The organism is Flavobacterium sp. LHD-85 (assembly GCF_030929595.1).
Classification (GTDB): Bacteria; Bacteroidota; Bacteroidia; order Flavobacteriales; family Flavobacteriaceae; genus Flavobacterium.
Genome location: NZ_JAVFVR010000007.1, coordinates 52,027 through 64,059 on the forward strand (window position 1 = coordinate 52,027; position 12,033 = coordinate 64,059).

At 32.9% G+C, this 12,033-nt stretch carries 9 protein-coding genes and 1 other RNA gene; 5 read left to right on the forward strand and 5 right to left on the reverse strand.

Annotated features, from left to right (window positions below; translation table 11 throughout):
• Positions 1-127 precede the first annotated feature (127 nt).
• Both hutI and RB618_RS13265 read right to left on the reverse strand, forming a co-directional pair.
• Positions 128-1,366, reverse strand: a complete 1,239-nt coding sequence (gene hutI, locus RB618_RS13260) for an imidazolonepropionase (protein ID WP_308069163.1) — start codon at positions 1,364-1,366, stop codon at positions 128-130.
• A gap of 93 nt (positions 1,367-1,459) precedes the next feature.
• Positions 1,460-2,512, reverse strand: a complete 1,053-nt coding sequence (locus RB618_RS13265) for a glutaminyl-peptide cyclotransferase (protein ID WP_308069164.1) — start codon at positions 2,510-2,512, stop codon at positions 1,460-1,462.
• Positions 2,513-2,600: 88 nt separating this feature from the next.
• Between RB618_RS13265 and ffs the strand changes: the two genes are divergently transcribed.
• The 4 genes from ffs to RB618_RS13285 all read left to right on the forward strand — a co-directional run bounded on the left by ffs (position 2,601) and on the right by RB618_RS13285 (position 5,098).
• Positions 2,601-2,698: signal recognition particle sRNA small type (gene ffs, locus RB618_RS13270), an RNA gene on the forward strand.
• Positions 2,699-2,876: 178 nt separating this feature from the next.
• Positions 2,877-3,680, forward strand: coding sequence for an SDR family oxidoreductase (locus RB618_RS13275; protein WP_308069165.1), 804 nt, complete (start codon positions 2,877-2,879; stop codon positions 3,678-3,680).
• Between the two features lie 172 nt (positions 3,681-3,852).
• The gene (gene fsa, locus RB618_RS13280; RefSeq protein ID WP_308069166.1) at positions 3,853-4,509 is read left to right on the forward strand and encodes a fructose-6-phosphate aldolase; all 657 of its coding nucleotides are present in this window, start codon (positions 3,853-3,855) and stop codon (positions 4,507-4,509) included.
• 91 nt (positions 4,510-4,600) lie between these two features.
• Entirely contained in the window at positions 4,601-5,098 is a 498-nt protein-coding gene (locus tag RB618_RS13285; RefSeq protein WP_308069167.1) for a hypothetical protein, read from the forward strand.
• Between the two features lie 218 nt (positions 5,099-5,316).
• On the opposite strand, the gene RB618_RS13290 is transcribed toward RB618_RS13285, so the two are convergent.
• The 3 genes from RB618_RS13290 to RB618_RS13300 form a co-directional block, all read right to left on the reverse strand.
• Complete coding sequence (locus tag RB618_RS13290) at positions 5,317-6,786, reverse strand: MFS transporter (RefSeq protein WP_308069168.1); 1,470 nt, start codon at positions 6,784-6,786, stop codon at positions 5,317-5,319.
• 175 nt (positions 6,787-6,961) lie between these two features.
• Positions 6,962-7,663: a LytTR family DNA-binding domain-containing protein gene (locus RB618_RS13295; RefSeq protein WP_308069169.1), complete on the reverse strand. Its 702-nt coding sequence runs from the start codon at positions 7,661-7,663 to the stop codon at positions 6,962-6,964.
• Positions 7,653-8,705: a histidine kinase gene (locus RB618_RS13300; protein WP_308069170.1), complete on the reverse strand. Its 1,053-nt coding sequence runs from the start codon at positions 8,703-8,705 to the stop codon at positions 7,653-7,655. Before RB618_RS13300 ends, RB618_RS13295 begins: the two co-directional genes overlap by 11 nt.
• A gap of 278 nt (positions 8,706-8,983) precedes the next feature.
• Between RB618_RS13300 and RB618_RS13305 the strand changes: the two genes are divergently transcribed.
• Positions 8,984-12,031: a SusC/RagA family TonB-linked outer membrane protein gene (locus RB618_RS13305; RefSeq protein ID WP_308069171.1), complete on the forward strand. Its 3,048-nt coding sequence runs from the start codon at positions 8,984-8,986 to the stop codon at positions 12,029-12,031.
• The last annotated feature ends 2 nt before the right edge of the window (positions 12,032-12,033 follow it).

A 12,033-nucleotide genomic window follows, 5' to 3' on the forward strand; every position in this document is an offset into this window, starting at 1 on the left:
TCTGTCTAAATCTGTGTGAAAAAAAAACTATGAACACAAGTTTCACGCAGATTTTGACAGATTTTGGCAGATTCGATTAGATTTTAATCATTGAATCGAATTGTTTTGTTCTATTTCTGAAAGCGTTTTATTCTAAAATTTTACCTTCAACAAAAACAGATTCAATAAGATTGCTTCCAAAAGCGTAAGGAATTTGGTAGTAAGAAGAAATTGGTTTTGTTAGAATCAGATTGGCTTTTTTGCCTTTTGTAATGCTTCCGTGAGTTTCTGAAAGTCCCATTGCGTACGCTCCGTTTATTGTTGCGGCATTTATAGCTTCTTCTGGTGTCATTTTCATTTTGATGCAAGCCGTTGCCACTACAAAATTCATATTTCCCGATGGAGTAGAGCCAGGATTAAAATCTGTGGCTAATGCCAAAGGTAAACCAGCTTTTATCATTTCGCGTGCAGGAGTGTACGGAATGCTTAAGAAATAAGAACAAGAAGGCAAAGCAACAGGCATTGTTTCAGTCCCTTTTAATGCTTCAATATCTTCTGAGTTCATTATTTCTAAATGATCCACAGAAAGGGCGTTAAATTTAACTCCAGCCTGAATTCCGCCAATCGAATTGAATTGGTTTACGTGAATTTTTGGCTTTAAGCCAAATGCTAGACCAGCTTCCATTATTTTTTCGGTTTCTTCTACAGAAAAATAGCCGCTTTCGCAGAAAACATCTACGTAATCTGCAAGTTTGTTTTTTGAAATTTCTGGCAGCATTTCGTTGATAATTTCGTCCAGATAACCTGCTTTATCGTCTTTGTAATGTAAAGGAAAAGCATGTGCGCCTAAAAATGTTGCTTTGATTGCGATAGGGTAGTTTTCGGCCAGTTTTTTGATTACGCGAAGCATTTTTAATTCTCCGTCAACTGTCAAACCATAACCTGATTTAATTTCTACGGCTCCAGTTCCTAAATGCATTACTTCTTCTAAGCGAATTTTAGATTGCTCGTAAATTTCCTCTTCAGAAGTTTCATTTAACTTTTTAGCCGAATTAAGAATTCCGCCGCCACGATTAGCGATTTCTTCATAAGAAAGTCCGTTGATGCGGTCCACAAATTCCTGCTCGCGATTTCCTGCATATACAATATGTGTATGACTGTCACACCAAGATGGAAGCACAACTTTTCCTGTTGCGTCAATTGTTTTGTCAGCATTTATTTTTGGAAGATTATCCATTGAGCCGAAGTCTTCAATTAAATTGTCTTTTAAAACTAAAAAAGCATTTTTAATTGTTGGAAGATTAGCCATTTCAGCACCTGAAACTTTAGCAATTGAAGTTTCGCGAACCTGTAGTAACTCTTGTATGTTTGTGATTAAAGTGATCATTAGTAAGAATTGTTATAAAACACAAATTTCACAAATTTTCACGGATTAATATGTGAAAACTTGTGAAATTCGTAAAATTGTTTTGTCTTGAGTTTATTCTGAAATTGTAATTTCAAACATTTTGCTCCAATTTTTTCCAGTAACAAAAATGGTTTTAGTTTTAGGATTGTACGCAATACCGTTTAAAACATCATCTTTAGTAATGTCATTCATAGATTTTCTTAAACCAGATAAGTCTAAAATTCCTTCAACAGCTCCAGATTCTGGATTTACAACAGCAATAGCATCTTTAAACCATACGTTGGCATAAATTTTCCCGTCGATCCATTCAATCTCATTAACGGCTTTAATTTTCGATTCTCCTGAATAAACGTTGACATAATCAATCATTTTTTGAGTAGCAGGATCAACTTTCCAAATTTTTTCAGTTCCATCTGTTTGGTAGATATGCTTTCCGTCATTTGTCATTCCCCAACCTTCAATATCTTTTTCATAATCAAAAGTTTTTTCAAGTTTTAGGGTTTTGGCATTGTAGATAAAACCTTTTTTGTTTTTATAAGTTAATTGGAATAATTTATCATTGATAAATGTAATTCCTTCTCCAAAATATTGCTGGTCAAGATCAATTTGTTTGTAAACTTTTCCTGTTTTGTAATCGTATTTTTTTATAAATGAAGCACCTTCTTGTCCGGTACTTTCATATAAAGTGTCTTTGTAAAATTCTAAACCTTCTGTAAAGGCTTTTTTGTCATGAGCAAAAGTGTTTACTACTTTATACTTTAACAATTTTGGCTGAATATCTGAAACCACCTCAATTCTTTTAGTGGCATCAGAAGTATCTCCGCCAAAATATACAGTCGCTTTTAGGTATTGATATCCTAATTTTTGATCTATTAATTCAAATCTAAAATTTTCTTTGCCTTTTGTTCCTCCAACTCTTTGGTCGTTTATGAAGTAAGCAACGCTGTCGATTTCTTTCGAATTTGGGTTTAAAATTCCGATATTAAGCACTTCTTTTTGCGTAAAATGAGCCGGAAAAGCAGAATCATCGATAGTAAATAAAGAATTTTCAACTTTATTTTTTTCTTTACACCCAATTAATGTGATTCCTAATAAAATGACAGCTAGGAAGTTATATTTTTTCATAGTTTAAAATTTCAATAAGCCAATATACGATGTTATTTTTATAGCAGCAAAGCTCTTGCAAAAATATAAAAAGATTGTATATTTGCACCGGCAAGTCCTACACGACCAGCTCCTGCAGACTCCCCCAGGATGGGAACATAGCAAGGGTACGTGGTTGAGCGGTGCGATGTAGGTCGCTTGCCATTTTTTTTTAGAATTTAATTAGTTTGTAATCTTCCTTTCAGGAGGATTTTTTTATTTTTACCCAATCTGAAGTTAGGTGTTATTGGTTAAAAGTTAAACGTTGAGCATTTTATATACTGTTCAAAATAAAGCGATTCTCCAAAACTCATAATTCATAACTTATAACTTATAACTAAAAAAAATGAGTAAAGTCGTTTTAATTACCGGAGGATCATCAGGAATTGGAAAATCTATTGGTGAATTTTTACATCAAAAGGGGTTTGTTGTATACGGAACAAGCAGAAATCCGGAGAAAGTTTTAAATTCAGTTTTTCCTTTGGTGGCTTTAGATGTTCGAAATGCTGATTCGATTAAAACTGCTGTCGATAAAATTATTTCAACTTCTGGAAGGTTAGATATTGTAATCAATAATGCTGGAGTTGGAATTACTGGACCTTTAGAAGAAATTCCAACGGAAGAAATTCGAAATAATTTTGAAACGAACTTTTTTGGACCAATTGAAGTTATGAAGGCGGCGTTACCACAAATGCGTAAACAAAATTCTGGGCTTATCATTAATATTACTTCGATTGCTGGTTATATGGGATTGCCGTATAGAAGTGTTTATTCGGCTTCAAAAGGAGCTTTAGAATTGATTACAGAAGCTTTAAGAATGGAAGTAAAGTCTTTTGGGGTCGAAATTACGAATGTTGCGCCTGGAGATTTTGCAACCAATATTGCAGCCGGACGTTATCATGCGCCAGTTATTAAAGACTCTGCTTATGAAAAAGTGTATGGTGATGTTCTAGCGACTATGAACGATCATGTTGATGCGGGAAGTAATCCAAATGAAATGGCAGAAGCGGTTTACAGAATCATTCAGACTAAAAAACCAAATGTACATTATAAGGTTGGCGCTTTTATGCAGAAGTTTTCAATTGTGTTAAAACGAGCGCTCCCAGATAAAATGTATGAGAAAATGCTTATGAATCATTATAAGTTGTAGAAAAATGTAAAAACTACACTTATTTTTAACAATTAAATCCAAAATGGTTTTGATTTTAAAAACGTTATTGATATTGATTTTGTAATTTTGCAGCTAGATTTTCTTTGAATGCTTATTTGGAGAATTTTGCAAACATATAAATACGAACAAACCATTTTTAATTAAACAAATTATGAAATTTTTTATAGACACAGCTAATTTAGCTCAAATTAAAGAAGCGCAAGCTTTAGGAGTTTTGGATGGTGTAACGACTAATCCGTCATTAATGGCAAAAGAAGGAATCACTGGAAAAAACAATATCCTTAAGCATTATGTTGACATTTGCAATCTTGTTGATGGTGATGTAAGTGCTGAAGTTAACGCTCTTGACTTTGAAGGTATGGTTAAAGAGGGTGAGGAGCTTGCTGAACTACATGAGCAAATTGTTGTAAAACTTCCTATGACTAAGGAAGGTGTTATGGCAGCTAAATATTTTTCTGATAAAGGAATTAAAACTAACGTGACTCTTGTTTTCTCTGTAGGACAAGCGCTTTTGGCTGCAAAAGCTGGAGCTACTTATGTTTCTCCATTCGTTGGACGTTTAGATGATATTTCTACTGACGGATTAAACTTGATTCAAGAAATTAGAGAAGTTTATGATAACTACGGTTACGAAACTCAAATTTTGGCAGCTTCTGTGCGTCATACAATGCATATTGTAAACTGTGCTAAAATTGGTGCTGATGTTATGACTGGACCTCTTTCTGCAATTTATGGTTTATTGAAACACCCATTAACAGATATCGGTTTAGCTCAATTCGTAGCTGACTTTGAAAAAGGAAATAAATAATCCTTAAATATTTATAAAATTAAAGTCGTCTTTTTTCTAACGAGAAAAGACGATTTTTTTTACTTTTATATTGAATCTTAAATAGTTAAATATGAAAGTTGTCTTATTTATGTTGTCATTTTTTGTAGCGAGTTTTTCTATAAACGCCCAAGCCGCTAAAGTTATTACTTCGGTAAATGAAGCGGGAGATGTTGCTACTTACGAGCTGGATTGTTCGGTTAAATTTCAAACGCTCGCAAAAGGTCTTAGGTATAATATTACGAGGCATGAATTTAAAGGGCCAGAATTAAAAAATAATTATCGTCTTTTATTAGTTATGGACGGATTTTATTCGAAAACATTAAATAGTGAAATGAAGATCTCGGCAGTTTTAAGTGACGGGACAGTTATTGAGGCTAGAAAAACTATCGAAGATGATGGCTTTTTTGATGGAGCGTGTACCTTAAAAATAAAAGACCCACAAGCGCTTTTAAATGCTGATATTGACAAAGTAATTGTTCATGCGGACAAAGATGTGGTTTATCCTTTATCGGCGCAAAATAAAGCTGTTTTTAAGAAGAATTTGAGTAATATTATTAATGCTAAATGAGTTTCTAAGCTTCTAAGATGCTAAGCTTCTAAGGTTTTCTCTTCTTTGTAAATAAAAAAAAAACTAAATTCTGATTGGTAAAATTTGAATTTGGATTTTTATTATAGATGCTAAATGAGTTTCTAAGCTTCTAAGTTTTTTCTTTTTTTGAAAAAAAAATCCAAATTCCAGTTTTTAGATTGGAATTTGGATTTTTTTATATTGGATTTTTTTAATTTTTAGTGTCCTCCACCAGCACTTTCGATGTGGCTGATTCCTTGTCTTTTTAAGATTTTAGGGCAATAGAAACCGTAGAATCCTAAATAAGCGAAACCGATAAGCGGTACAATGTACGAGAAGTGGGTATATGTGATGCCGAAAATTCCGTTTGGATTTGTAGCATCTAAATCACAGATACTTCCTTGTAACAATGGAATTACTCCTCCACCAAGAATCATCATAATTAAGAAAGATGATGCTTTTCCTGTGTTTTTTCCTAATCCAGCGATCGCTAAATCGAAAATTGAAGGCCACATGATAGATAAGAATAATCCGCCAGAAATAAAGAAGAATTTAGCAATTTCTGGGTTTGGCCAAGCTAATCCTAAAACCATCATTGTTAATCCAGAGATTCCGAAAAGCATTAATGTTTTTCCAGCATTTTTTCCACCAACAAAACTTACAGCGATAAATAATAAAATCCAGATTGGGTAAATGTAGAATGAAGAAACATCGTGAGCAGCAAAGATGTTTGCTCCGATAATTACTCCAAATGCAGCAGCTGGTACAATAAATTTAAGTGCGGTATTTACCAAGTTTGAAGTGTTGAATACGTTTACTCCACCATTCCAACGCCCGATCATTAAACTTCCCCAGTAAAGCGCAATAAATGGCGCAACTGCATCTTCCAGAACGTTTCCGAACTCGTGAGTGTGCAATAACGCAGGTAAATTACTGATGATAGTAACCTCAGTTCCAACATAAATAAAAATTCCTAACATACCCAAGTATAATTGCGGATAGTCAAGAATATTGAAACTGCTGTGTTTGTCTTTGATGATTGCTTCTTCCTCTTTTACAGGATCTTCAATCTTAGAAAAGTTCATGAAAACGGCAACGGCAATAAAGGCAAGACCCAAAATGATAAAAGGTAATTTAATATCTTCTAATGAAAGGGATGTTTTTTTGTTGTCTCCCATTCCGAATAAAGCGATACCTAGTAGAATAGCTCCGATAGTTGTTCCGAAAGAGTTGATTCCTCCAGCAAGAGTTAAACGGTGCGCTCCAGTTTCTGGGCTTCCCATTTTAATAGCTAACGGATTTGCTACAATTTGCTGAATTGAAAATCCTAATCCTACTGTAAATAAAGCTGTTAAGAAGAAAGGGAAACTTTGAGTTGTAGCAGCTGGAACGAATAAAAATGAACCTACAGCAGATAAAATTAGTCCTGCAGACAAGGTTCTTTTGTAGCCATATTTTTGTAAAACGTCTACTTTTAACGAAACGATAAAGAATATAATTGATCCAACAAAATAAGCGGCATAGAAAGCCCATGCTACTAATTGAGATTGTACTTGCGATAACGTAAATACTTTTTTGAATACTGGAATCAGGATATCATTGGCTGAACCAACAAAACCCCAAAAGAAGAAGACGATTATCAAAGAGATAAATTGCCCCCATTTGGTTTGCACATTTTCTGAACTCATAATAATAAGGTTAATTTTTTATTTTATTGTTTTTTGAAGACCGTAAATATATTTGTTAGGATTATCAAAAAAAAATAAAAAGGTATAAATAATGTTAAATTTAAACCAACGACTATGTTTTTTCAACAAAGTGTTAATTTTAACCCAGTTAGAAAATGTAATTCGTAATTATATTTTATTCCAATATCTTGTTTTTAACCTCTTTACTGTAGTTTCGGCCTATCGGAATGTTGTAAGATTGTATTTGAACGCGGTTTCCTTCTATAGATTTTACTTTATTTAGTGCAATTACATAGGATTTATGGATTCTCAGGAAACGATCTGCTGGTAATTCTTCTGATAGCGATGTAAGAGATTTATGAGTAATATAGGTTTTGTCTGGCGTGACAACTTTTATATATTCTTTCATTCCTTCGACAAATAGAATTTCCTCAATATTAATTTTCATCATTTTTTTATCGACTTTAATAAAAATATGAGAGTCACCTTTTGCGGTTTCAACTTTAATATTGTTTTTGAGATTATACTCGGTGGTAATTTTATTAATGCATTTTATAAATCTTGGCAGCGGAATTGGTTTAACGAGATAATCCAGTACATCCAAATCGTAGCTTTCTGCAGCAAATTCTCTAAAGGCAGTAGTAATGATAACTTTGGTTTTGTTTTCAATAAGACTGATAAGCTCAAAACCGGTCATCATAGGCATGTTTATGTCTAAAAAGACGGCATCGACAGGAGTACTGTTTATAAAATCGAGCGCCTCTAAAGAGTTATTGAATGTTGCAACAACTTCAAAATCTGTAAAATTGGTAAAATAATTTTGTAAGACTTTGATAGCTAGAGGCTCATCATCAATTAACACGCATTTAATCTTCATTCTGAGTAGGTATTTGCAATCTGATTATGTAGAAATTTAGTTTGGTTTGGTGTTTTAGGCTAAAATTGTTTTTGTAAATCAGTTTTAGTCTTTTTTTTGTATTAACCAAACCAATTCCTCTTTTCGGATTATGATTTTGTGAAATTACAAAATTATTTAAGATTTCAAAATCGAGTATTTTGTTGTCAATAACTTTACAATTGATTTTTATTTTTAGATTTTTGTTATTCAAGCCGCCATGTTTGAATGCGTTTTCAACCAATGAAATAAAAATTAGCGGCGGTACAACGACATCGTCAATGTTGGATTCTAGATTTATGGTTACTTCAACATTTTCAAAACGCAACTTTTCGATCTCAATATAATTTTGAATATAATCTATTTCTTTTATTAATGGAACAAACTTGGTTCCTTTAACATCATATAAAACATATTCCATCAAATTAGAAAGTTTGATGATTACATCAGGAACTTTTTTTGACGATTCTAATGATAGAGCATACAGATTGTTTAAGGTATTAAAGAAAAAATGCGGTTGAATCTGGTTTTCTAAATATTTCAACTTAATCTTAAATTGATTTTCTCTTAAAGATCTGTTTCTTTCTCTTTCTCTTAGCCATGTTAATGTAAGATAGACTGATGAGGCCATTGCCAGTACATACAACTCTCCAATACAGACGGCAACGATATGGTTAATTTCAAAAGGATGATATTCTCTATTGGCTTCTGGCCAGATATTTTCAGATATAATATAATAGGTAAGGGCAGTTTTTGCTAAATAAATGGCAAATAAACTGAGAAGCAATAAAAAAGTATACATAATATACTTCTGCTTAAGTACATATCTCGGAACTAAAACAAATAAATTTAGATATACTAATGGTATAACCAGCGAAAATTCAATTAGGTTAGATTTGAATGCGTACGGGTAATCATTAAAATAAGCACCCCATCTTAAAAAGTTTAAAGTAAAGTATACTCCCCAAAACCAGATATGATTTTGCAGTTTGATGTCAAATTTAACTTTTCTTATTTCTTTCAACTGGCTTTAAGTTCTTTACGAGATTTTTAGATTTTCTTAACAATACTGAAATATTGTGCAACTTTAAACAATTAACTGCAAAAAGCCAATTTTTTTGAATAAAATTTCGCAAAAAAAGGATATTGGTGCTTAATTTTTCTATTAGAACGTTTTCGTAAAGCGTATTATTGAATGATTTATGTCGTTCGTTTAAATTTTGTTGCTGTTGGTTTAATTTATTTTTTTTAACAATGCCTTAAGAATAATTTTACTTCATAACTAACAAAATAAAAATAAACATGAAAAAAATTTTCTTAATCTTTATGATTGTTTTTACGGCGCAAGTTTCGCTTGCACAAGTAAAAAGTGTCAAAGGTGTGATTACAGATTCTGACGGTATGCCATTACCAGGAGCTTCTGTTGCTGTACAAGGAGGTCAAAAAGGAACAACTACCGATTTTGACGGATTGTATACTATTGAAGTTCAAAAAGGTCAGAGTTTGGTTTTTACTTATGTAGGACTAGAAACTCAGACGATAGTTGTAGGAGATGCTGCTACAATTAATGTGAAGATGGTTCAGGGGGCTTCAAATGCATTAAACGAAGTTGTGGTAACTTCTTTAGGTGTTAAGAAAACAAGAAAATCTTTGACTTATGCAGCTCAGGAACTTAAAGGAGAAGAGTTGACTCGTGTAAAAGATGCCAACGTTATTAATACAATTGCAGGTAAAGTTGCGGGTGTTGCAGTAACAAAAAGTTCTGGTGGTACTGGAGGATCTACAAAAGTTGTAATTCGTGGTAACTCTTCTATCATGAACAGCCAGCCGCTTTATGTTATTGATGGTATTCCTTTGTATAATGGAAGTTCAAACCAGCCAAACGACTCTTTTGGTAGTACAGCAGGGGGTAACCGTGATGGTGGAGATACTGTTTCTTTAATTAATCCTGATGATTACGAAGGAATGACAGTACTTAAAGGTGCAGCAGCTTCTGTATTATACGGATCTCAAGGAGCAAATGGTGTAATCTTACTTTCTTCTAAAAAAGTGAAGGAAAATACTGGGAATTTAGCTATTTCTTCTGTAACAACTTTCGAATCTGTTCATTCATTACCAAAATTTCAGTATGAATATGGTGCACCTAATCAGCAGTTTTCATGGGGAGGAAAAGTACAGTCAAATGATTTTGTAAAAGATTTTTTTAATACTGGTGTTACACAAATTACTTCTGCAGCATTTACAACGGGAACAGATATTTCTAGTACAAGTATCTCTTATGCTAATACTACAGCTTCAGGTGTTATAGAAGGAAATGGATTAAAGAAAAATAACTTCGGAATTCGTCAGACAGGTAAATTTTTCAACAATAAATTAACTGTTTCTGCTGATGCAAAATATACTACTCAAACTATTGATAATAGACCAGTAAATGGACTTTATTCAAACCCATTGACAGGGGTATATTTATTCCAAAGAGGAAATGATTTTAATTATTATAAAGATAATTATGAAGTATTTCTTCCTACTCAGAATCTGTATGGACAGAATTTTTATACTCCATTAGATGCTGATATTTATGTTCAAAATCCTTATTGGTTAATCAATAGAAACAAATCTGTTGATAAAGATAATTTCTTTAACGGAAATATCGCTTTAGATTATAAAGCAAACAATTGGTTGAGTATTGGAGCAAGATACAGTTATAACAGAATTGAAAATGATTTTGATAAAAGAATTTATGCTACTACAAACACTTCTTTATCTAATAAAAATGGTAGATACATTAACGTAGCAACTTTAAGCACACAGCGTTATGCAGATTTAATTGCTAAAATCAATACTAACTTCAACGAAAACTTTAGTTTTAATGCAATCGTTGGGACAAGTATTAATAATACTTTAGCAAATCATGCTACTACTTTAGATTCTGGTATAGCTGGTGGACTTGTTAATGCTAACTTATTTACTTTAGGTAATTTTGGATATGTTGGCGGTACAGATAATTTAAGTCTTCAAGCTACAGGTTCGTCAAGGGAAGTTCAGTCTTTATTTGCCTCTGCAACTTTTGGTTACAAAAATATGTTGTATTTAGACGTTACAGGACGTAATGACTGGTCTTCTACACTTGTGAATACAGATACACCATCATATTTCTATCCATCGGTAGGGGTTACAGCTCTTATTAGCGAAATGGCAACTTTACCAGAGTGGATCAATTTTGGAAAAGTGAGAGGAACTTATGCTCAAGTTGGTAATGACGTTTCGGCTTTTGTAACTTCTCCAAAATCAACTGTTCAAGGTGGTCAAATTATTCCTCCTACAGTAGGACCAAGACCTGGTGAATCATTAAAACCGGAATTAAAATCAGAATTTGAGTTTGGTACTGAGTGGAGAATGTTCAACAATAGATTAGGTTTTGAAATCTCTTACTACAATTCAGAAACTAAAAACCAATACATTCAGGTTCCTGCACCTGCAACAAATCCTTATGGTTATGTTAATTATGGAATTAATGCTGGTAGTATTGCCAACCAAGGTATAGAGCTTGTTGTAAGCGGAAAAATTATTGAAGGACAAAAATTTTCTTGGGAGACTATGGTAAACTATTCTCACAATAGAAATAAAGTGAAAGAAATTCCAGAAGAATTAGGAGGTACTATTCCTTTAACTCCAGTAAACAACATCAATTACAGATATGCCTTAACTGAGGGAAGACCATTTGGTGTTATCGAAGGTAGAGGTATTGTTAGAAATGACAAGGGAGAAATGGTTTTAAATGCTGAGAAGAAACCAGTGGTTGAAGCTGATTTCCATGAAGTTGGTAATGCAAACCCAGATTTTATGTTAGGTTGGTCAAACACTTTCAAATTTGGTTCTTTCACAGCTAATTTCTTAATAGATGGACGTTTTGGAGGAGATGTAATGAGTATTACAGAATCGATGAATGATTTTTATGGAGTATCAAAAAGATCTGGAGATGCAAGAAATGCAGGTGGTGTTGCAGTAAACGCAGTTATGCCTGATGGAACAAAGGTGACTTCGATACCTGCACAAGATTATTACAATGCAGTTGGAGGTCTTAATGGGGCAACTGCTGAATATGTATATGATGCTACAAACGTAAGTTTAAGAGAAGTTTCACTTGGTTATACTTTCAATAAAAAAGCTATTCCATTTGTTAATACGGCAACTTTATCATTAATAGCAAGGAATTTATTCTTCTTTTATAAAGATGCACCATTCGATCCAAACATAGCTTTAAGTACAGGACAAGGTTTACAAGGAGTTGATATTTATGGTCTGCCATCAACTAGAAGCATTGGTCTTAATTTAAATGTAACTTTCTAATT

Bases quoted from the DNA above. Each gene is read 5' to 3' on its own strand.
- RB618_RS13290 (WP_308069168.1), bottom strand. From the start codon at position 6,786: ATGAGTTCAGAAAATGTGCAAACCAAATGGGGGCAATTTATCTCTTTG.
- RB618_RS13305 (WP_308069171.1), top strand. From the start codon at position 8,984: ATGAAAAAAATTTTCTTAATCTTTATGATTGTTTTTACGGCGCAAGTT.
- fsa (WP_308069166.1), top strand. From the start codon at position 3,853: ATGAAATTTTTTATAGACACAGCTAATTTAGCTCAAATTAAAGAAGCG.
- RB618_RS13265 (WP_308069164.1), bottom strand. From the start codon at position 2,512: ATGAAAAAATATAACTTCCTAGCTGTCATTTTATTAGGAATCACATTA.
- RB618_RS13285 (WP_308069167.1), top strand. From the start codon at position 4,601: ATGAAAGTTGTCTTATTTATGTTGTCATTTTTTGTAGCGAGTTTTTCT.
- hutI (WP_308069163.1), bottom strand. From the start codon at position 1,366: ATGATCACTTTAATCACAAACATACAAGAGTTACTACAGGTTCGCGAA.
- RB618_RS13275 (WP_308069165.1), top strand. From the start codon at position 2,877: ATGAGTAAAGTCGTTTTAATTACCGGAGGATCATCAGGAATTGGAAAA.
- RB618_RS13295 (WP_308069169.1), bottom strand. From the start codon at position 7,663: ATGAAGATTAAATGCGTGTTAATTGATGATGAGCCTCTAGCTATCAAA.